The sequence below is a fragment of the Bacteroidota bacterium genome, from assembly GCA_016718825.1.
GTDB lineage: Bacteria > Bacteroidota > Bacteroidia > J057 > JADKCL01 > JADKCL01.
Window position 1 is genome coordinate 1 of record JADKCL010000062.1, and the last position, 21684, is coordinate 21684.

Below are 21684 nucleotides of genomic sequence, written 5' to 3' on the forward strand. Positions count from 1 at the left end.
ACAGCTATGCTGACATCGCAATTTTGGCCGCTGCAAGTTCTACCGCTTCACAATCTTCCCCTGCTTGCAAATCCCCGCCTCGGTACGCACTTCATACAGGTACAATCCGCTTGCAAGTTGCCCGGTGTTGAGCGTGGTCAAGCCGACAAAGGACTGCTGCAACAATTTCCTGGAGGAGATATCATAGACCAAAATCTCGGCCGGCTCCTCCGTGTTGATGTACACATTGAGCTGATCGGCAAAGGGATTGGGGTAGATTTGAACTTCATAATTGAGCGCGACGGTATTGCTCACGGGCGTGAGGGTGAAAAAGGCCTGGTACAGCGTCGAAGCATTGATGTTTTGCACGATCGAAATATTGGTGTCGGCGGCCGCGAGCACCGCATTCGCACCCCAATATTCAAAGGTATAGCCGGGGTTGGGAATGGCCGTCATCCGCACGGGATTGCCATCAAAATAGACGCCCGTCCACGGCAAGGAATCGGGGATGATCGTGCTGATCTTGATTTGGCCGGCCCCCGGGGGAAATACATCCAACGTCACATTCACCTGCCCGTTGAGCGCAAAATTGGCTTCGATATCGTCTCTCACCTGATCCGTGCGAATGCTCAGCTCCGAGAGAAAGGTCTGATGATTGTTCACGAAATCCGCCATTTGCCCGTTGATGTTGTTGGGGTCGCCCCATCTTGCATATTCCTTGGGCATTTCGATCACGGTCTGGTTAAACATCCCGTTGGCAATTGACGACAAGCGGCTGTATTGATAGGAAGTATTCATGAGGTCGGCATGCCGATTGATGAAATAATTCTTGAACCGTGCATTCTGTATCCCCTTCAAAAACACGTTGATGAAGGGATTATTGGGATCCGCACCGAGCACATACGCAATATGGTCATCGTGGGCATTGGAAAAGCCACCCGGATCCATGGATCCTTCCAAGTCAATCACGCAATAGCGCCAGCGGAAACCACTCGTATTGGAGCGGTAAATCTTGATGTTGTTTTGCGGCCAATCCACATTCCCCGCCCAGGTTTCCGCAATAATGTAGTCGTTGTAATAGGTCATGTCAAAATACCGATCGGCATCGTTCCAGAAACTCGTGTCGGCCGGATTCAGGCTGTTGAAGGCATTGTAATCCGCATAGAAGGAATCGACCGAACCCTCCAAGGCGCGCAGCGCATAGCCATTCCAGGCGCTCAACGACAAGATATCCAGCGAATCCTTGTCGGCATTTTCGATTTGATCAAAATATTCGGCATCAATCTTTTCCCGCAGCTCATACAGCCCGAAATAGGCCCCATTGACATACACGGTCACCGGCCGCCATGCCGAATAATAATTGTTGGTTTCCGCTGCCATGCCTTCCAAATGCGCGGCATCCTTGAAGGGGTAGGAAAGGAAATAATTGCTGCCATTGCGCAGGTAGATTTTGCTGTAAGTTCCCCGCAGCGGACGATTCGGAATGATCGGATAATTCACCGGGCCATCCCCCAAAACCGGATCGTCGAGCTCCACGCGAAACGAATGTTGCGGATGCGAGCGGCTGCCACCCAAACCACCGTCGATTTGGATTCCCGCCTGCTGCGAGAATATACGTTGTTGCGCCGTATCAAAATATTCCACGAAGGCCGCCTTCTCCCAGTCAAATTGCCAATTGTCAAAAATGCCCGTCGCCCCATAGAGATTTTGCGGATCCGTGACCACCGACAAGACGGGAGTCACATGACTGACGCCAAACAAATAGGTCGCCACGGCCGCAGGACTTGTGATCGCACTCGCCGAAAAGGCCTTGGCTTTCAAGACGCCCGAGAAGAAAACCGGAATCGCCCCGCCGGTGTAAAGCTGCGAAGTGATCGTCGGATCGTCGCCATTCGTGGTGTAGCGAATGCTGCTGCCCGGCCCATTCGGATTGGTCATCGTGACCGAAATGGGCGAATTGAAAAATCCGGAGGGCACCGAAATGACGGGCGGCAAAAGGTAAGTGGAATAGGGCTGCGAGAAATTGTTGGTCGCCCGCGGGGTCCCGTTCATGAACAGCGTCATCATCACAGCGCCATCGGGAAACAAGCCGATGCTGTTGTCGGGTTGCGCCACATTCACAAACAAGGAATGGACCAAGGTTTGATTGGTATCATAGAGGTACACCCTTTCGCCGGCAGTCGAAATCTTGAAATTCGTATGCAAATTGATGTTGGTGTCCACCGGTTCGAAGCGCGAGGTCACCTGATTGTAAGCGACCAACTTCATGGAGCAATCGATGTAGTCATACACCGTATTCACGTCCGTGGAGACAACATCGAATGCAAGGCTGTTGATATAGCCCGCCGAGAGGCCGGCATTGGTGAGTTCGGCGGCAGGAATCACCATTTGGTTCCTCGCAGACCAGTACCAGTTGCCATAAGGCGCGGGATAGTCATAAGGCGAATTCTGAAGATTTCCGGTACCCACGGCAATATTGTTCAACTTCATGTTGGGACGCATGGCGGCGGTTCCCCCGTAGGCTGCGGCACAGGCGGCAGCACTGTAGTCGACCCAAGCGCTGATGCTGGCATTGTAGGCTGTGCTGCTTTGCCTGAAAACGGAATTGGTCGTGTAGCCGGCGGAAGAATAGGAGCAAATATTCAGCAGCAACGAGGAAACGCCGTCCCAATAGAAGGGGTTGTTCAGGTTGTGGTTGTTCCAGCCGACGAATGGGTTGTAATTGGTTTGATAGAGCACATTCTTAAATCCCGTGACGGGCTTGCGGTCCTTGCCGCTGCAGAAAATGACCTTGTATTCCCCCGGATTCAAGTTCACGTTGGGAAAGGTCCATTGGGTCGGATCGTTGGGGTCGTCGGTCAAGCTGTAATTCAGCAACCGCACCGTGTCGATGCCGGCATTGTAAAGTTCGATCCAATCGGGGAACTCCCCATCTTCGTCCGCGACCGCGGAGTAGTTGCGATTGGACCCTTCGTTGATGTAAACCTGCCCAAAAGCCAACTGGAAGGCAAAACAACAAACAAAACACAGGACCTTGCTGTACAGACTTTTCATCGTGAACCGGATTTTTTCAATTGCAACACAGTGGATCGACGGAGGCTGTTGACCTCGCTAGGGCAAGGTAACGAAAAAAGGGATTGCTGCGGGCAGGACTGCGCGAAGTGTCGCGCTGGCGATGGCTGGGGTTGCGCGGGCTGGTGGATTGCTGGGTTCTGGCCGAATGGTGGACGTTGCTCTTTGAGGACAATGGGTTTTGCTATGCGAGCTGTCCCGAATTGCATTTCGTATGGTATTTATTTTATGCCTACTCGACCTCTCCCAGTGAATTTTTCAAATTAAATCAAGGAGTCACCTCTATAAGCTGTTCGCGGTACCAATCCGCCGCGGCGGAATGATCTGTGGATAGCCCCCAGTGAAACTGGGGGTAGCAAGCATCCCCCAAAGTTTCAACCCCGAAGGGGTTGATCTGTGGATAGCCCCCAGTGAAACTGGGGGTAGCAAGCATCCCCCAAAGTTTCAACCCCGAAGGGGTTGATCTGTGGATAGCCCCCAGTGAAACTGGGGTAGCAAGCATCCCCAAGTTCAACGCCGAAGGGTTGATCTGTGGATAGCCCCAGTGAAATCTGGGGGAGCAACCAAGTTTCCAACCCCGAAGGGGTTGATCTGTGGATAGCCCCCAGTGAAACTAGGGGTAGCAAGCATCCCCCAAAGTACCAACCCCGAAGGGGTTGATTTGTGGATAGCTCCCAGTGAAACTGGGGCGCAAGTATCCCCAAAGTTTCAACCCCGAAGGGTTGATCTGGATACCCAGGAACTGGGGGCGCAGTTTCAACCGAAGGGGTTGATCTGTGGATAGCCCCCAATGAAACTGGGGGTAGCAAGTATCCCCCAAAGTTTCAACCCCGAAGGGGTTGATCTGTGGATAGCCCCCAGTGAAACTGGGGGTAGCAAGCATCCCCCAAAGTTTCAATCCGCCGCGGCGGAGTTGACTATGAGACATATTAGATAGAAATATGCTCATTATTCAATCGTGTTAAGACTGATTGGATGACATTTTGGATTGTCCATCACAACCATTTCTTAAAAAGTTGTTTTTTTCACAAACAAATTTGCATTTTTGCCATCCATCCGAGACATTTGCCAAATAAGCAGGCAATTAGCCACTAAATGGGTCTTGATTCCTACAAATAAACGCATTAAATGATGATGCGTCGAGTTTGGCGCTTAAGAATTGTAAGCAAGATTATGAGGAGGTTGAAATGAGTTATAGACAGATTTATTATCAAATCGTTTTCAGCACACATCAGCGCAAGCCAACAATTGCGGAGGCGCATTGCGAGGAATTGTACCGTGATGTTTGGAAAATTGTGAAGGATCATAATTGTAAGCTCCATCGCGTCAATGGCACCGAAGACCATATCCACATTTTTTGTGATTTGCATCCGAGCATCGCCTTGGCAGATTTTGTCAAGGATCTCAAGGTCAAAAGCAGCCTTTGGATGAAACGTTGTGGAAAATTTCCATTCTTCAACGGATGGCAAGAAGGTTATGGTGGATTTACATATAATTTCCGTGACCGTGATATGATCATCAGTATGTGAAAACCAGAAGGAACACCATAAGAAGGAGAGTTCTTACGACGAATTCAAACGGTTGTTGAGTGAAAATGGGATTGCGTTTGATGAGAAGTATTTGTTGTGAAGATGAAGGGCATAAATTTACTTTGTTAATTGTCAACCCCTTCGGGGTTGGGATCTAGGAGGATCGCCTACCCCGGGCTTTGCCCGGGGCTATCCACAGTTCAAGCCCTTCGGGCTTGGAAGGTAGAATCCTGCCCAATTCTGGTTTTACTGGTCAAGGTCCCGATAGGCATAATTTATTCTATTGTTTTGGTGTCAAACACTATCGTTGTTTCAAATTTGAAGAATTCGTTCTTAGCCACTCTTTCGAATTCAAAGTCAATTAGCAATTCACCCACTACGGCATAGCTGTTTGTAGATATTCTCTTCCAATTCATTGCAATAATATTACAAGGATTGTGGGCACAACCTAAATAAATTGAGACCTCAATTCCGTCTTCCGGAGTGCTTTTCAAGGACAGGTTGTCCAAATTGTCAGGGTCAGACAAGTTTAAATTGAGCCATTCCATTACAATTATTGTTTCCAACGGTTTCTCTTCATAGTCTAATCCTGAATTGAAAGGTTTTAATGGTATATACACGCGATGAAACAGCGTTCGTTGAAGACCGGTAAACTCGTTTTCGAACCAGTATTTCTCAGCCGTTCCCTTTTCGGCTTCTGTTTTCAACTGTAGGTTAATGGTTTCCATTTTATTTTAGGCAAATCAGCCAGATTAGTGCCACTTTGCCTTTCCCTTATTCCAACCCCAACTTCCCCAACCTTCCGAGAAATCCAAGCAAATTCGCCTACCGAATCAACGTTGAAGGATTCACTCCAGGTTGCCCACATGCGGCCACCGAGTGAAAAGCCAAAGCCACCGGTGCTTTCGAGACTCTTCTACCGCCCAGATGCCTGCAAATACACATAAGGACAGCGTAAATGTCGAATCGCAAAGGATTGAAATGCAATCTTGAACCAAGCTACCTTTTCGTCCATTCTATTGCAATAAAATTGGTGCAATCATTTTTCATCTCGTCTGTCCAGTCAATGAATATTGCAGATCCTCCATTTCTAACAGTGTCCTTAACCAATTGATAAGTTTCCCAGGCTCCTTGTGGGTCCTGTCCAACCAAGTCAAACACAATGTCCGTTGTCTTAGATAGCGTGGAATACAAGCTAAGTAGCCTTCTAGGATTACCTGCAAGTGTATTTACTTTGGTCCCATTGGAAATCCAGTCAATGTCATATATTTTCGTCGCAAAGTTGCTATTTGAATTCGCATTTCGATTCAAGTATTCCCCAACGGTCACAGGATAAAATAATCGCCTAAGTCTCGACTCTTTAAAGTGTTCCACAAAGGTCATCGGTCGGAAAATATTGACATTTGCATTTCTCTTTTTCCCAGTTAAGATGTCAACCAACTCAGTTTTTAAGGCATCAAAATGTGCTCCGCCATAAAGACAAATTACAATTAGTTCTCCGCCCCTCAATTCAAATGGTGGGATGAAGTATTCTCCGATTTGTATTCCTTTGCTTTCGACTATCATTCTGAAGTACGATATTGCTTACAACATCTCTTGATGCGGCGGTGCGATTTTCAAGCAGGACCTATCCCCAAAACGAGAAGGTGGAATGAAGATAACACTTCGAGATTACAAAGCACCCATTCATTTGTCAAATATTTTCTCGAAAATGTGAGGCGTAATATTTAGAACTAACTTTTCCGTCCTCGGGTCAATGTAAATTACACAAAGTTGCGCCTTTTCTCCACGGACTACCCAAGATTGGTACCTTACCATGTGCATTGGCAATATTTGGCCATCAGGCATTTCCATGTCTTGCATTATTCCAGTATAGCAAACCGCATCTTCCACGACGGGAGTACCCTGTTTGGTGAGATACTTCCGAACCTTTTCTTCTAATGTGTCTTTAATTGTCATATTCCTTATTTTGGCATGGGAATTTTTCCGAAACTCTAGATCGAATTCGTAAATCCTTGCGAGAAATGCAAGCAAAATTCGCCTACCGAATCCATTCCACGGGTAACCCCAAGGCTGCCCAAATGCGCAACCCCAGCGATCACCCTGCAAACTGCAGATAGATCAAGGCCACGGCAGCCACCGTCATGATGATCAAGGCTGTAAATCCGAGAATGTTGGACAGGATGCCATTGACATTGTCTCCCATGATTTTTTTGTTGTTGGAAATATGCAGGATGATCGCAATCAAAACCGGGGCAGTCATTCCATACAGGATCGCGGTATAAATCAAGGACTGAATCGGCGTGATGCCGACGTAATTCAGGGACAAACCCAAAGCCAATGAAATCGCAATGATGGTATAAAAGCCCTTGGCTTGGTGAAATTTCTTGTCCAGCCCCTGTTCCCAGCCAAAGGTTTCGGCAAAAATATAGGACAACGATCCGCTCAAAACCGGAATGGCAATCAGTCCCGTACCGATGACACCGACCGCAAACAGCAAATAGGCGAGGTCGCCTGCCAAGGGCCTCAAGGCCATCGCAGCCTGTTCCACCGTGTCAATTTGGTGAATGCCCCCCTTGAACAACACCGTTCCCGTGGTCAAAATGATGAAATACATCACAAATCCAGAAACCGTCATCCCAAAATCCACATCCTTGTTCATCGCGTTGATGATCTTTTTATTGACCATCAAATGCTTGCGCTTATTTTTCATTTCCTCGACTTCCACCGAGGCTTGCCAGAAAAAAAGATACGGCGAAATCGTGGTCCCCAAGATGCCAACAATCACCGAAATAAATCCCTTGTCAAATTTGATCGTGGGAATGAACGTCGATTTGAGAATTTCGACAAAGTCTTGCTTGTACAAAAACGGCACCACAAAATAGACCAGCATCACAATGCATAAATACTTCAGAATGGAGGCGATTTTCTGGTAGGGCAGGTAAATGATCAGCACAAGAAGCAGCAGGGTAAAGATTACGCTGAAGTAATTGGCATCGACCGAGGGTACAAGCAGATTGCCCACGGCGCCCATGCCGGCGATGTCAGCACCGATGTTCAGGACGATGGCCGGAAAACTGAACAGCAACATCAAGTACAAAACCGGTCGCGGATAATGCTTTTTCAGGGTGCCGGTGAGCCCCTGCGAGGTCACCAAGCCGATACGCGCACACATCTGCTGAATGGCTGCCATGAGCGGAAAGGCCACAATGGCCGTCCACAACGTCGAGAGTCCGTAGGCGGCGCCCGCTTGCGAATAGGTGGCAATGCCCGAGGGGTCATCATCACTTGCGCCCGTGACGAGTCCGGGACCGAGTTTCTTCCACCGACCGAGAAGTTTGGACGTAAACGATTTCATATTCTTCATTGCAAGTCACGCACTTACGTGATTTGGAAATGGTCCGCAAATGCCTTCCATACCCTTAGCCAAAGTCGACATATCCAGCCAAGGAAACAAGACAAGCCTTTATGATTTTTGAGGGTGGTGTGGAGATTGGCCTGCTACAGCCTCATTTCTGCCTTGCCGGGGTCCGGAGCACCTACATCATCGTAGCCGTAGCCGCCCTGTACCCTGAAACAGCAAAGCCCAAGGCCGGATGCCCACAACCGAGATTCTGCCAGAAGGTTCTCCGCTGCCGCTCAGATGTTTTGACAAATCGCCGACCCACTCAAAGCCCCCCAAGAAACTGCTCCGCATGCTTCAAATGTCCCTGCCGTTTGGTTTCCGGCATCGCGTCGAAGCTTCGGACCAACATGCCCAAACGGGGATTTTGCAGGAAAAAATCACGGTGTGTATGCATGAACCGCCAAAACAATCCGTCCCAGGTCACTTGCCAATCCCCTTTGGGGTAGTCGCTCATTTTCATGAGGTAATTGCTGCCGCTGATATAAGGTTTGGTCGACATCAGCCCGCCGTCGGCAAACTGACTCATGCCATACACGTTGGGCACCATCACCCAGTCATAAGCATCGATAAACAGCTCCATGAACCAGCGATAAACGTCATCGGGGTCAAATTCGCACAGCAGCATGAAGTTCCCCAATACCATCAGGCGTTCGATATGATGGCAATAACCCGTATCCAAAACCTTGCGAATCGTTACGTCAATGGGCGTGATACCGGTGGTTCCATTCCAAAAGGAAGGCGGAATCTTCCGAGTAAATCCCCAGTAGTTTTTGGTCCGTTCTTCGCTGCCTTTCAGTTGATAAACCGCGCGGATAAATTCCCGCCATCCAATGATTTGCCGAATGAAACCTTCCAGTGAATTGATGGGAATTTCATGATGACTGGCAAAAGCGAGGACTTCGTCGATCACAAATTGCGGCGTCAGCAGTCCCACATTCAGCATGGGCGTCAAGACACTGTGGTGCAAAATGTGCTCTTTGGAGAGGATGGCATCTTCGTAGGCGCCAAATTCTGCGAATCTCGAATGGAAAAACTCCCTGAGCCAAGCTTTGCTTTCTGCGAAGGTCGTCGGATAGCGGAAATTAGGATTCAGTTGGCCATAATGGTCTGCGAAATGGGTTTGGGTATAGGCGAATGCTTCCTCATAGATTGCATTCGAAGGCAGAAATTCCGTCTTGGGTGGGGTTTTTCCTTTGGCATATTTCAGCCGGTTCTCCTCGTCAAAGGACCACTTTCCTCCAATCGGCTTTTGATCGGATTCGAGCAAAATCTTCCTGCGCAAGCGCTGATGCTTGTAAAAATCGGTCTGAAACATCCGCTTTTTCCCGGCAAAATAGGCCGTAATTTCTGCTGCCGAATTGAGAAACATCGGCGTGGGGTATTGTGTCAATTCGACCTGCTGCGCCTTGCAAGCCGTGTGCAAGCGTTGTTCCAGCCAATCGTCGGTGGTGTCAATGTAAGCAAGGGATTCCACCCCCTTCTCCTTCAAAAACGGAATCAATTTCCTGACATCCGACAGCGGATCAATGGCTTCAATGTAATGAACCTCAATCCCTTTTCCTTGCAGGTAGGAGGCGTAGCCTTTCATGCTTGCCCGGTGAAAGGCAATTTTCTGCTTGTGGAATTTGTATTGCCGGAAGAACAAATATTCCTCCACCAAATACAGGGTCTCGCATTTGGAAACAAGCACATTGTTCTCAAACAATTGATGCGGAAAAAGGATGCCTGTACTCATATTTTCTGCTTCTTCATGCGACACTGATCACTGCAATATTTGACTTCGTCCCAGACCTTTTTCCACTTCTTTCGCCAGGCAAATGGGCGCTGACAAACGCAGCAAATTTTGGTGGGAAAATCCCGTTTTTTTCTTTGTTGCATGATGCATTCAAGCTTTTCCAAGGCATTGCGCCGAGCAGGATTGCAACTTAAGGCTTGGCATACGGCAACCTTCCGATGGATTGCGCAACGAAATAAGCGTCAAGCCCTTGGCTGATCAAGACTTCCGCTGCCGCCAAGTCCACATAACCGTCCGGCCCCACAAGGGAGTCATCGAGCGCGACATGGGTGATGCTGCCGATAATCAGGAGCGTGCCATTCTGCGGAATCGGAATCGTAGCTTCCAATTTCATCCCAATTTTCACCACCGCATTCGCAACAAACGGCGCATAACATCCGAATTGGTACAGGGGTTCCAAGCCCACTTGTTCAAATTCGGAGACTTCCTTTTCATACCTTGCCGACGTTTGATGCGCCTTTTCAAACTGCGCAGCCTGAACATAATTCAAGGTATATTCCTTGGTTTCCAGGATATTCTGCAAGGTATCGCGCGGCACCGTATCGGGCCGGCTGATCAGCCCCAACAACGCAGGATTAGCCCCCAAATGAATCAACGAATTGAATATTGCGAGATTCTCATGCCCCGCCGCGGACTTCGAACCGACCAAAACCACCTGCCGGAATCCCGCCAAGGAATTGACGAAGGCCGTGCGGTAGCGTTGCTCCAATTGCTGGATGTTTTCTTTGTTGAGTTCCATTTAGCGTTTACTGACTTTGTTGAATGAAATCGACTTTTGGTTGCTGGATTTGAACCGAATGATTTCAGGACTTCTTTTGAGGGCGTGTTTTTGGCTGAGGCCACTGTTCACGCGTTTTCGCCACAAATTGAAACTGCTGCGCTTCAGTTCTTTGCGCATGAGCGCAATGACATTCGCTTCCGAAAGCCCAAACTGCACCGCGATGGCTTCGAAAGGCGTTTTGTCTTCCCAAGCCATTTCTATGATGCGATCGATGTCTTTGGATTCCACAATTCGGAGTTTAAATTGACCTTGAAAAAGCGGAAATGGTTGCGCGATCCATCGCCTGCCTAAGCTTTCAGCGAAGACATTCCACCATCGACATGCAAGATTTGCCCGGTGATCCAGCCTGCGTTTTCCGAAAGTAAAAACGCGGCCATGTTGGCGATGTCGTCCGGGGTCCCAATTCGTTTTAAAGGATGCCGCAAGGCATTGGCCTCTCTTTTTTGTTCGGTATTGAGCAATGCCGCAGCCAATGGCGTATCGGTCAACGATGGCGCAATACAATTCACCCGAATCTTGGGTGCAAATTCAGCCGCCAAAGCCTTTGTCAGCCCTTCGATGGCACCCTTGGATGCGGCGACCTGCGTATGAAACGGCATGCCGGTTTGTACCGCGACGGTCGAAAACAGCACGATGGATGCGTTATCCGATTTTTTCAACCTCGGCAAAACCGATTGAATGACCTTGATGGCTCCAATGACTTGGAGCTTGTAATCCGCCTCAAAATCCGCCGGTTTGATGCGCTCAAAGGGGCGCAAGTTGATGCTCCCCGGGCAGTAGACCAATCCATCCAAGTGATCCGGCAAAAAGGCCAGCGCATTGGCATCCTCCAAAACATCCAAAGGATGATACTGCAGATGCGGATGGTCCAGCGGCGGCTCCGTTTTGTGATAGGTAGCAAACACCTGATTTTCCGCCTGAGAGAGCTGATTGGCCAATGCTTGACCGATACCGCTCGAACCCCCAATGATCAAATAATTTCGCATCGCACTACTGGATATGTAGGGATGAAACAGCTGTTGGGGTGTTTTGTTTGGATTTTTGAAGGGTATCTCGGCACCTTGAAATCCCTGCCCGAGGCGCAACGTCATCTGATTGCAACGCGATTTTCCGCAAAATCCGATCTTTGTAGGTAGATGGCACAGAAGAAGCTTCCAATCGGCATTCAGTCTTTCCGGAATTTGATTCAGGACGACTTCATCTATGTGGATAAGACCGAATATTGCCATCGCCTGATCACAAATGGGAGGTATTATTTTCTTTCCCGTCCCCGACGCTTTGGGAAGTCATTGCTCATCAGCACCCTCAAAGAAATCTTTGAAGGCAATCGACAGCTTTTTAAAGGTCTTTGGATCGAAGACAAGATCGATTGGGAACCGCGACCGGTGATTTTGCTGGATTTTAGCGAGATCGTCAGTCGGGAAACACCTTTGGCTACGTCGCTGAATATGGAAATGGACCGGCTTGCGGCGCAGCATGGTCTTGGTCCGCTGATGGGTGATTACAGCCAAAAATTTCGCGCTTTGATCGAGCAATTGGGCGCGCAGCAGAAGGTCGCAATACTTGTCGATGAATATGACAAACCGATCATTCATTTCATCGAAGACCTGGCAAAGGCTGAGGAGAACCGCGCCGTGATGAAGAATTTATACAGCGTGATCAAGGGAAATGACGCACACATTGCATTCTTCATGCTCACAGGCGTGTCCAAGTTTAGCCAAGTTTCCATCTTTTCCGACCTCAACAATCTGAATGACATTACGCTTGACGAGGAATACGCGTCCATGGTCGGATACACGCAGCAGGAAATTCAAGACAATTTTCCTGGCTACCTTGATGCGCTCAAATCCAAATGGTCCATGCATTCGCTAGACGTGATGGCCGAGATGAAAGCCTGGTACAATGGCTACTCTTGGGATGGTGAAAGCTTCGTTTATAACCCATTTTCGATACTCAATCTCCTGAGCAAGCTGCGGTTTCAAGATTATTGGTTTGCCACGGGCACGCCGACCTTTTTGATGAAATTGATCCGTCAGGGGCAGTATAGCATCTTCGACTTCGAGAACAAGGAGGTTTCGCTGCAAGCCTTCAATACCTTCGACGTTTCGGCAATTGAAATCAAGTCGCTTCTTTTCCAAACCGGTTACCTGACCATCAAAAAGTTTGATGCGCTAGGTCAATCCGTCACACTTGACTTTCCCAACAAGGAGGTCGCCAATGCATTTTCCTTTCATCTACTCTCGGAATTTGCAGAAAAGAACAAGGAAAACACCGATAGTTTGATCCGCAAGCTGAATGGCCACCTGAAAAATGGTGAGATCGATGCATGGATGACGACCCTCCGGGCCCTCTTCGCGGGAATCGCCTATCCGATCCAACCGACAGCCGAAGCTGCGATGGAGAACTTTGAAAAGTATTACCATACCATGTTTTACTTGATGCTCAAGCTGCTTGGCTACGACATTCAAGTAGAGGTGATGACGCACAACGGCCGAATTGATGCCGTGATCACCGCAAATGGCCACATTTACATCATCGAATTCAAGCTCGGCGATGCCGCTTCTGCAATGGCACAAATTAAAAGCAAGGGTTACCATACGCCGTATTTGACCTCCGGGAAAAAGATTGTGCTCGTGGGGATTGGTTTTGATGTGACGACGAGGAATGTGGGGGACTTTTTGGTGGAGGAGGTGTCGGGGTGAGGGGGGTTTGATTGGAGAATTTCATTGCAAGCTCTTTTATCCTCAGACAATCGTCACTTCGCAAAAGCCGTGAGGCCTTCTGCATGCTTGCCTGCCATGTAACCCTTTCTCTGGAGGCGTGCAGGAGGTTGCTTGTTTTTAATGAAGAGTTTACGAGTATTGCCAAATGGGCATCTTGGTTTGCATTTCGTATGCCATTCAGGAAGAATTCGATACATTTGATGTACCCTTGAGTTTTTTATGGCTTTTTGGCGGCGGCGGAAATAATCCACATTAGTTACAGATTTAGGGCTTTTCAATTCCCAAGGGGAATTTCGCCTAATTGGTGGTCAAGGAGGGTTTAAAGGTTTTGATAGACATTTTGGCTAGTAGGCGTGTAAAATGATGGACATTTCAACCAAGACTTGACCGTTCGATACTTTAAACTCCGGGGATTGAAAGGAATGCAAAATTTTCGTCGGGTCGTCAATGTGACGAAGGTTCGCAAAGGCTCGACCCACCAGACAGCCACACAACAAGCCGTTTTGGTTATTGGAGCCGAAGCCCTTATGCCTTCACCCAAAAAGAAAGGGCCGATCCCAAAAGACCGGCCCTTCCCATCATCCCTTCTCCCAACACTATTTCAAATCAAAACGATCCAAATTCATCACCTTCGTCCAAGCGGCAACAAAGTCCTTGGCGAATTTCTCCTTGGCGTCGCTGCTTGCGTAGACTTCGGCAATGGCGCGCAATTCGGAGTTGGAACCGAAGATCAAGTCGGCGCGGGTGGCCGTCCATTTCACTTTTCCGGTGCTGCGGTCCTTGCCTTCGAAGACTTCCTTGGTCGCGTCCGTCGCTGTCCATACCGTGCTCATGTCCAGCAGATTCACGAAGTAATCGTTGGTAAGACTGCCGGGTTTGGTGGTGAAGACACCGTGCTTGCTATGGTCGAAATTGCCATTCAAGACCCGCATGCCGCCGACGAGGGCCGTCATTTCAGGAACGGTAAGGGTGAGCAATTGCGCTTTGTCCACGAGCAGGGCTTCGGTCGGAACGGTATATTGCGCTTTGGTGTAGTTGCGGAAGCCATCGGCCATCGGCTCGAGCACGCCCATGGAGGCGACATCGGTCTGCTCCTGCGTCGCGTCGGTGCGGCCGGGTGTGAAGGGAACTTCGATGCTGAATCCGGCATTTTTCGCAGCTTTTTCAACGGCTGCGCTGCCACCGAGCACGATCAAGTCGGCCATCGACACCTTTTTGGTCTTCGATTTGGCGTTGAAATCCTGCTGTATCTTGCCATAAACCCCCAACACCTTGGCCAATTGCGCCGGATTGTTCACCGCCCAGTCTTTTTGCGGGGCCAATTGAATGCGCGCGCCATTGGCACCGCCGCGTTTGTCCGAACCACGGAAGGTCGAAGCCGAGGCCCAAGCCGTCGAAACCAATTCGCCGATGGTCAATTCCGACTTGAGGATGCTTGCCTTGAGTTCGGCAATTTCCTTGGCGTCGATGGCGGGCGAAGTGGCGGCAGGAATCGGGTCTTGCCAGAGGAAATCGTCCTTGGGAACTTCAGGGCCGAGGTACAGTGCCCGTGGACCCATGTCGCGGTGCGTCAATTTGAACCATGCACGGCCAAAGGCCTTGGTAAATTCCTCGGGTTGCGCCAGAAATTTGCGCGAGATCTTTTCGTAGATCGGGTCATAACGCAAGGCCAAGTCCGTTGTGAGCATGGTCGGCAACTGCTTTTTGTTCGGGTCGAATGCATCCGGGATACTCGCCGGGGCATTTTTGGCCACCCATTGATTCGCTCCTGCGGGGCTCTTGGTCAATTCCCATTCGTTGTTGAAGAGAATCTGGAAAAAGGCATGTCCCCACTGTGTCGGCGTATTGGTCCAAGTGACTTCGAGGCCGGAAGTGATGGCGTCCTTGCCTTTTCCCGTGCCATAAGTGCTCGCCCAACCCAATCCTTGCGCCTCAATCGGGGCAGCTTCGGGTTCGGGACCGACATTGGAAGCCGGTCCTGCACCATGGGTCTTGCCAAACGTATGTCCGCCAGCGATCAAGGCCACGGTTTCCTCGTCGTTCATGCCCATCCTGGCAAACGTCTCGCGGATGTCCTTGGCGGAAAGCAGTGGATCGGGATTGCCATTCGGCCCTTCGGGATTCACGTAAATCAGGCCCATTTGCACGGCAGCCAGCGGATTTTCAAGCTTGCGGCCTTCGGAATAACGATTGTCTTCGAGCCATTTGGTCTCCGAACCCCAATAGACATTGCTTTGTGGCTCCCAGACATCGGCCCGGCCTGCGCCGAATCCGATCGTAGGAAAGCCCATGGATTCGAGGGCGACATTGCCGGAGAGGACCATCAGGTCGGCCCAGGAGATTTTGGCACCGTATTTCTGCTTGATCGGCCAAAGGAGGCGGCGTGCCTTGTCCAGGTTGCCATTGTCAGGCCAACTGTTGAGCGGCGCAAAGCGCTGTTGCCCCTCGCCTGCGCCCCCGCGACCGTCGCCCGTGCGGTAGGTGCCCGCGCTATGCCAGGCCATGCGGATGAACAGCGGACCATAATTGCCGAAGTCAGCGGGCCACCAATCCTGCGATTGCGTCAGCACTGCGGCAATGTCCTTTTTCAAGGCGGCGTAATCGAGGGTGGAGAATGCCTTGGCATAAATGAATTGCTCCCCCATCGGATTGGACAGCTCGGAATTGTGCCGCAACGGGCTCAAGTCAAGCTGATTGGGCCACCATTCCTGGTCATTGGTCCCCCCGGGGTTTTGGACATTGGCATGCACATCGCCCGAGGTGCTGCCGGTGGAGGCGCCATGCATCACAGGGCACTTGTCGACCTTGGCCGTCACCGTTGCGTCGTGCATCACAGGACATTTATCGGCCTTGTTGGCGCTCGTTTGCCCGCTGACCGTGCCTGCCACGACCAAAAGGGCTGCGAAGAAAAATTGTTTCATAATTGATTTACTGATTGTGTTTTTCACTAGAAGCAAATTTACCACAGGGCAAATTTACACGGCGCTATTTGATTGATGACATCGATCATATCTATGGATGGTATTTGTCATGTCTATGGGGGGGATAAGTAAACATTGAGGAAGAATGAATTCCACTTCGGTGGACATTCCTCTCCGATCTCTGACGAATACAACGCTGGGATTAAGACCTTGTTAACAAAGACGTTAATCTTGGATTTTCTGCCCCGTAGGGGGTAAAGTATGGTAGAAAAATCACGTTTTCCCGGGATTTTTTGCGTCCGTCGGCTCGGCCTAGGGCCGAGCCGACGGACGATTGAAATGGTTATATTTCGTTGGTCTACCATACTTTACCCCCGCCGCGGCGGGCAACGCCTGTGGCTTAACCTAACGACATTGACCCTGCTACTCCCAATCCCCAACCGCACGCAGCTTGCTGGCAAACTTCATCCTGAAATCTGCCGCGGCTTCATCAGCTGCATTTGGATCAAAATCCGGCATACAATCGCCTTCATCGCCGAGCTGGCAAAGGGTGATTTGATTTCCAGTGGCGTAGACATATTCGCAGGTGAATGGATTCACGCCGACATGATCGACTTCTGCGGTAAGGATTCGATGAAGGACGCCCGTTTGGAAATCCACGAGGTCGAGCGAATTGGTCTTATGCAGCAGAATGTATTGCGTTCCGCCCAGAAAGTATGTCTGCATCACGGATTCTACGGCAAAATCGGCAAGCTCCACCTCCAAAATGGGTTGATTGGGCCTCGAAATACGGTAGGCACAGAGTTTTTCAATGTTTGGATGCCATCCCAAATAGGGATTGGCGACAAAGGCAAAGACATCCCCGTCGGGACTGAATGCCGGCGCATACGCTTCATATTCGGGCCGCGCACATGCGTCCTTTCCAAAATCATAAAAGAGCAGCCGCTTGTTTTCCGGGTCTGGAACATGAATCAGGAAACCGGATTGATAGGCGTTCCAGCAGGCACCGATCAGCAGCTTGCTCGGGTGAAGGACCGCTCCCCGGCCATAATGGTCATGGCGCTCCAGTCTAAATTCGTTGCTTGTATTCGCCAAATAGTCCCAAATGCACCAATCCACGCAATGCGAATCGGCCGGGATCGTCAGGTGCACCTCGCTGTTGAGGCCAAATTCGCCGCCGAGGAATCCCCTTTCCCGCTCGAATGCAATCAACGTCGTTCCATCCCGCAGATCGATGATTTGTGCAACCTGCTCAAACACCAACAAGGCAAAATCCAGGTCGTCCTGCAATCCCACAGCCTTCAATTCGCCCGCTACGGGAACCATCGTGCTTGCCAGAATTTCCCCGCCCAGAGGATGCAAAATCTCGAGCTTCATCAACAAGCCTTCTTGGGAGACCACGAGGATTTTGTTCGCGACGGTATTCCAATGCAAGCCCAACACGTTTTCACGGGCTTGATGAAGGAGGCGGGAAGAGAGAATTGGGACTTCCATGGGGAGAAAGTTACGGATTTGAGGCAAACGGAAACGCGCTCCTGTTGATTTCATCCTGTCGGAGTTCCCGCCTTGGGTTCCACAGTCCGCTGCTTGTGTGGAATCGTCTCGTCCGCGACCTTGTTGATGATTGATGGAAAATGATTGAACAAAACCATCTGCCATCCGTTGCTCATTCAAACAAAAATTGAATGAGAAAAACTGCATTTTCCCTATTAATCCTCTGCCTCTTGCTTGTTTCCTTCCTCAAAGCGCAAACTCCGGTCAGCGGCGGCATTTATGCCAACACGACTTGGACGCTCGCCAACAGTCCTTATATCATGACCGGCCCCGTGGTGGTATTTCCCGGGAAGACACTTACCATTGAACCCGGCGTCGAAGTGCGGGTCAAATACGGCGGAATTCCCAATACAGGGCTCATGCATTACCTTGAAATTCGCGGCAGTCTCGTGGCCGTCGGTACCCTCAACAATCCGATTGTGTTCAAAAGCGATACGCTACCGACCGAATTCACTTGGTTGGGCATCAATGTCAAAGGCACGCAGGGCGGACAAATCACGATGGACTACTTTGAATTGGACAATGCTTTTAACGGCATTTACAGCGATCAGCAGGGTGCACCGACCTGGGACCTGCACCATTGCACATTTCGGTACAACAATTATGCGGTGCAGCCCTTTGGTCCGATGAATTTTTACGACTGCATTTTTCAGTACAATGGTCAGGCGATCGCCTCCAACTGGCAAGTGTACCACAACATTCTCTTGAAGCGCTGCGAATTGTCCAACAATACCAGTTGCAATGGTTTTCAGAGCGACCTTTCAGTCGACAGCTGCGTGATTCGCGACAACAGGAACGGGATTTGGCACACCGCAGGTGCGATCACCAATACGTTGTTTGAGGGTAATACCTACGCCATTTACAGCGTGGATGCCAACATTTCGAATTGCATTTTCAACAACAACCACAAAGGACTGATGGAGTTTTTGGGTGAAGCCGACAACTGCAGCTTCAGTGGAAATGGTTTGGCAGCTGAAATGGCCACCGGCGGCCGCCTCACGAATTCCAGCTTTCTGAACGATACGGTAGCGGTCGCCTACGCCGCGGCACTGACGGCGAACGTGCCCGGTCCCGTGGTATTGCAAAATCGCATCTGCGGTTCGGTGAACTATTATTTCGAAAACAAAAGTGACCTGAACTTCGCTTTGGATCAGAATTGCTTCTGCGAAACCGATTCCACGATTATCGAAGGGCTGATTTTCGACGGGTACGATGACTTCACCCGTGGCCTCTTCAATTATGCCATCTACGACAGCACTTGTCAGACGATTTTGCAATACGTGACCAAGGTGAATCTGCCTACCAATACCGATCTCGCCTTCGAAGGCAGCTTCAAGCTGTATCCGGTGCCGGCGGGCGACCAGATTTTCCTTGCATTGCCTGCAAACCTTTCGGATGACAACCGCATGGCGAGCCTACACGATGCGCAGGGCCGTCAGCTCGGTGCCCCGCAACGCATCGCCTCGGAGGAACTTTCCTGGGACCTCAGTCAGTTGGCTTCCGGAATGTACTTCGTCCGGATTTCCGGCGATGTCCCCGTCTCTTTGAAATTTGTAAAATAAGCGTTCGGGAAGCGTCTTTTTGGCGTTTTCGACCAGGCGAAGGTTGTTGGGTTCATGGATTCCGTGCGGGCGCAGGCAACTGCAAACTTTGCCGGAAGGATGAATCCGACAACCTTCTCCTTTTTGGATTCCCTCAGGCGTTGCATGTGGGTCAGTGCTGGACGATCGCATTCACGTTCCTGTGATTTCCCTGTTTTCCTGCTCTTGTCCTGCTGTTGAATCGGTATTGTCCTGCTGTTGAAAATCGGTCTTGTCCTGCTGTCGAATTGGTCTTGTCCTGCTGTTGAATCGGTATTGTCCTGCTGTTGAATCGGTATTACCCTGCTGTTGAATCGGTACTAACTCCGCACTAACTCCGCACCAACTCCGCACCAACGCCGCACTAACTCCGCAATAACGCCGCATTGATTCAATCCACACTGCGCATGAACCTGTGTTTTTTCAAGCACCTGCGAATCGTATCCTTCGCCTTGCTCCAGCGGAGCCTAGTCTCGGGTGTGCCGGGCATGTGTCAAGTCTAATGGGTGCGGGGCGGCGCTGCTCCAAGTCCCTGAAGAGCCGTGATGGTCGGAATCTTGTAGCCGAAAGCAAGGGTGTCCGCCGCGAGGCGGGATCCGAAGGAAGCTGAAGGCAAATATTGGATGCGACGTACAGGAATCGGGTATAAGGCCTGCTCCCTTGGGTAACCGACCCCGAGATCGGGAAGCCCATAGCCATCCGGAATGGGGAGCGGGTAAACCCGGCGCAAGCCAATGGAAAGACTTGACACTTACCCGGGAGGCCTCTGCCGGTCGATACGCAGAGGCGTCAGCAGAAGGCAGTACCGACGCTAACCCGTTGGGAAGGCGAATTTATCAGCGAGGGTTTGCCCTGAGATGCGTAAAGACATAGGTCGTCCAGAAAATAACCGCCTGGCCAACTGGACTTGTTCAGCACCCCTTGAGTCCTGCCGGGAAACCAGCCACGGAATCGGCGATGGCCAGCGTGCAGGGATGACTTGTCTTCGCGATTGAAGGAACAGCACGCCCGAACCGCAAACATCACAGAACGGATCGTAGATGTTGCAAAACCTGAACAAAGGCAATGCTCCAAGTGGGCGCAACAAGGGGAGTGGTGGCGTGGATGGAATGGAAGTAACCGAACTGTGATTGGCTGGTAATGAACCTGGAACCACTGCAAAGTCGCTGCTCAATGGCACCTCGCACCAAGCGCCGTGCAGGTGCGAATTTAACAACGGCAGCGGCAGAGATTTTAGGCATCCCAACCGTGATCGACAGAATGGTACAACAAGCCATCCACCAGCAACTGGGCATCCTTTGCGACCCTATTTCAGCGAGAGCAGTTTTGGCTTCCGTCCCAACCGATCGGCACACGATGCGATTCAACAAGCGTCGAAATATGTCCGAGAGGGGAAAGGAATGGGCAGTGATGATCGGCTTCAGCTTCCTTTGACCTGATCAACCATGACCGCCTGATGACGCGGCTTTGCAAAGGGGTGGGGGACAAACGCCTCCTGCGCCTGATCAATGCCTTTCTGAAAGCCGGGATGTTGGAAGGCGGTGTGGAGAGCCAACGTGTGGCGGGAACGCCCCAAGGCGGGCCATTGTCCCGCTTCTGTCCAACATCAGCCCGGACCCGAACTGGACAAAGGGCTTAAAGCCGCGGTCTTGCCTTTTGCCGCTACGCCGACGACTGCACCATCTACGTGCGGAGCAGGCGGGCGGGAGAACGGGTGCTGAAATCGGTGATCAAGTATGTCGAAGCACTGAAACTGAAAGTCAACACGGCCAAAAGCGGCGTGGACACTGCTCACAGGCGAAATTCCTTGGTTACACGCTCCGCAGGCGGCAATAAACGGGTGGCTGACAAGTCCATCGACCGCTTAAAGACAAAGGTGAAGGAGATAACCAAACGGAACCGGGGCGTAAAGTTCGAGCAGATAATCGGGGAACTCAACTCGGTGATCCTGGGGTGGTCGCAATACTTCCGGCTCGCAAACAGATGGCTCAGTGTACTGCGTGATCTTGACAGCTGGATACGCCGCAAGCTTCGATGCTACCGTCTGAAACAATGCGGCAGGCGGTTCACTCTCTACAAGCTACTGCGTTCCCATGGCAAATCCGAACGCGAAAGCTGGAATGTCGTGATGTACGCGCAAGGTTGGTGGGCTCGAGGCGACAAACGCCACGTCAGGACCGCAATGGACATCAAATGGTTCCTTGCACAAGGTTTGCACTCACTCGAATACCGTGTGACAGCGAAAAGCTGATAGAAACCGCCTTGGTACGAGAAAACGTATGCCAGGTGGTGTGGGGGGACGGGAGCAAGGGCATACGCCTTTGCTTCCTCCTACCCGATTAGC

15 protein-coding genes and 1 pseudogene are annotated in these 21684 nt (G+C 50.6%); 5 read left to right on the plus strand and 11 right to left on the minus strand.

Translation table 11 applies throughout. The features are described from left to right. Positions 1–39: 39 nt before the first annotated feature. Positions 40–3033 carry a CotH kinase family protein gene (locus tag IPN95_28895; GenBank protein ID MBK9453333.1) on the minus strand — a complete coding sequence of 998 codons (2994 nt, stop codon included), beginning with the start codon at positions 3031–3033 and terminating at the stop codon, positions 40–42. A gap of 1205 nt (positions 3034–4238) precedes the next feature. Between IPN95_28895 and IPN95_28900 the strand changes: the two are divergent. After that, positions 4239–4680: pseudogene (locus tag IPN95_28900) on the plus strand (transposase). A gap of 175 nt (positions 4681–4855) precedes the next feature. Here IPN95_28900 and IPN95_28905 read toward each other — a convergent pair. From IPN95_28905 to IPN95_28940, 8 genes are all read right to left on the minus strand, one after another. Continuing rightward, positions 4856–5308: a hypothetical protein gene (locus IPN95_28905; GenBank protein MBK9453334.1), complete on the minus strand. Its 453-nt coding sequence runs from the start codon at positions 5306–5308 to the stop codon at positions 4856–4858. Positions 5309–5579: 271 nt separating this feature from the next. After that, positions 5580–6146: a hypothetical protein gene (locus IPN95_28910; protein MBK9453335.1), complete on the minus strand. Its 567-nt coding sequence runs from the start codon at positions 6144–6146 to the stop codon at positions 5580–5582. A gap of 532 nt (positions 6147–6678) precedes the next feature. Further along, a complete protein-coding gene (locus IPN95_28915; protein ID MBK9453336.1) occupies positions 6679–7938 on the minus strand; it encodes a divalent metal cation transporter in 1260 nt (419 codons plus the stop codon). 310 nt (positions 7939–8248) lie between these two features. Beyond that, entirely contained in the window at positions 8249–9721 is a 1473-nt protein-coding gene (locus IPN95_28920; GenBank protein MBK9453337.1) for a cryptochrome/photolyase family protein, read from the minus strand. Further along, a complete protein-coding gene (locus IPN95_28925; protein MBK9453338.1) occupies positions 9718–9864 on the minus strand; it encodes a DUF2256 domain-containing protein in 147 nt (48 codons plus the stop codon). Before IPN95_28925 ends, IPN95_28920 begins: the two co-directional genes overlap by 4 nt. 47 nt (positions 9865–9911) lie before the next feature. Next, positions 9912–10520 (minus strand): flavin reductase, encoded by a 609-nt coding sequence (locus IPN95_28930; protein MBK9453339.1) that lies wholly within the window; start codon positions 10518–10520, stop codon positions 9912–9914. Beyond that, the gene (locus IPN95_28935; GenBank protein ID MBK9453340.1) at positions 10521–10790 is read right to left on the minus strand and encodes a TIGR03643 family protein; all 270 of its coding nucleotides are present in this window, start codon (positions 10788–10790) and stop codon (positions 10521–10523) included. Positions 10791–10849: 59 nt separating this feature from the next. Further along, positions 10850–11548: an SDR family oxidoreductase gene (locus IPN95_28940; protein MBK9453341.1), complete on the minus strand. Its 699-nt coding sequence runs from the start codon at positions 11546–11548 to the stop codon at positions 10850–10852. Positions 11549–11698: 150 nt separating this feature from the next. Between IPN95_28940 and IPN95_28945 the strand changes: the two genes are divergently transcribed. Continuing rightward, positions 11699–13264: an ATP-binding protein gene (locus tag IPN95_28945; GenBank protein MBK9453342.1), complete on the plus strand. Its 1566-nt coding sequence runs from the start codon at positions 11699–11701 to the stop codon at positions 13262–13264. A 617-nt stretch (positions 13265–13881) separates the two neighbouring features. Here the strand turns inward: IPN95_28945 and katG are convergent. Both katG and IPN95_28955 read right to left on the minus strand, forming a co-directional pair. Continuing rightward, a complete protein-coding gene (gene katG, locus IPN95_28950) occupies positions 13882–16116 on the minus strand; it encodes a catalase/peroxidase HPI (protein MBK9453343.1) in 2235 nt (744 codons plus the stop codon). A gap of 513 nt (positions 16117–16629) precedes the next feature. After that, positions 16630–17700: a hypothetical protein gene (locus tag IPN95_28955; protein ID MBK9453344.1), complete on the minus strand. Its 1071-nt coding sequence runs from the start codon at positions 17698–17700 to the stop codon at positions 16630–16632. Between the two features lie 191 nt (positions 17701–17891). Here IPN95_28955 and IPN95_28960 point away from each other — a divergent pair, with 191 nt between their 5' ends. From IPN95_28960 to IPN95_28970, 3 genes are all read left to right on the plus strand, one after another. Continuing rightward, positions 17892–19322: a T9SS type A sorting domain-containing protein gene (locus tag IPN95_28960; GenBank protein ID MBK9453345.1), complete on the plus strand. Its 1431-nt coding sequence runs from the start codon at positions 17892–17894 to the stop codon at positions 19320–19322. 1191 nt (positions 19323–20513) lie between these two features. Continuing rightward, positions 20514–20774, plus strand: a complete 261-nt coding sequence (locus IPN95_28965) for a hypothetical protein (GenBank protein MBK9453346.1) — start codon at positions 20514–20516, stop codon at positions 20772–20774. Between the two features lie 292 nt (positions 20775–21066). Next, complete coding sequence (locus IPN95_28970; GenBank protein ID MBK9453347.1) at positions 21067–21591, plus strand: RNA-directed DNA polymerase; 525 nt, start codon at positions 21067–21069, stop codon at positions 21589–21591. Positions 21592–21684: the final 93 nt, after the last annotated feature.

What these genes read in the sequence shown, in the direction of transcription:
- IPN95_28910 (MBK9453335.1), bottom strand. Translation starts at nt 6,146, where the DNA reads ATGATAGTCGAAAGCAAAGGAATACAAATCGGAGAATACTTCATCCCA.
- IPN95_28965 (MBK9453346.1), top strand. Translation starts at nt 20,514, where the DNA reads ATGGCACCTCGCACCAAGCGCCGTGCAGGTGCGAATTTAACAACGGCA.
- IPN95_28940 (MBK9453341.1), bottom strand. Translation starts at nt 11,548, where the DNA reads ATGCGAAATTATTTGATCATTGGGGGTTCGAGCGGTATCGGTCAAGCA.
- IPN95_28945 (MBK9453342.1), top strand. Translation starts at nt 11,699, where the DNA reads ATGGCACAGAAGAAGCTTCCAATCGGCATTCAGTCTTTCCGGAATTTG.
- IPN95_28895 (MBK9453333.1), bottom strand. Translation starts at nt 3,033, where the DNA reads ATGAAAAGTCTGTACAGCAAGGTCCTGTGTTTTGTTTGTTGTTTTGCC.
- katG (MBK9453343.1), bottom strand. Translation starts at nt 16,116, where the DNA reads ATGCACGACGCAACGGTGACGGCCAAGGTCGACAAGTGCCCTGTGATG.
- IPN95_28955 (MBK9453344.1), bottom strand. Translation starts at nt 17,700, where the DNA reads ATGGAAGTCCCAATTCTCTCTTCCCGCCTCCTTCATCAAGCCCGTGAA.
- IPN95_28915 (MBK9453336.1), bottom strand. Translation starts at nt 7,938, where the DNA reads ATGAAATCGTTTACGTCCAAACTTCTCGGTCGGTGGAAGAAACTCGGT.
- IPN95_28920 (MBK9453337.1), bottom strand. Translation starts at nt 9,721, where the DNA reads ATGAGTACAGGCATCCTTTTTCCGCATCAATTGTTTGAGAACAATGTG.
- IPN95_28905 (MBK9453334.1), bottom strand. Translation starts at nt 5,308, where the DNA reads ATGGAAACCATTAACCTACAGTTGAAAACAGAAGCCGAAAAGGGAACG.
- IPN95_28960 (MBK9453345.1), top strand. Translation starts at nt 17,892, where the DNA reads ATGAGAAAAACTGCATTTTCCCTATTAATCCTCTGCCTCTTGCTTGTT.
- IPN95_28925 (MBK9453338.1), bottom strand. Translation starts at nt 9,864, where the DNA reads ATGCAACAAAGAAAAAAACGGGATTTTCCCACCAAAATTTGCTGCGTT.
- IPN95_28930 (MBK9453339.1), bottom strand. Translation starts at nt 10,520, where the DNA reads ATGGAACTCAACAAAGAAAACATCCAGCAATTGGAGCAACGCTACCGC.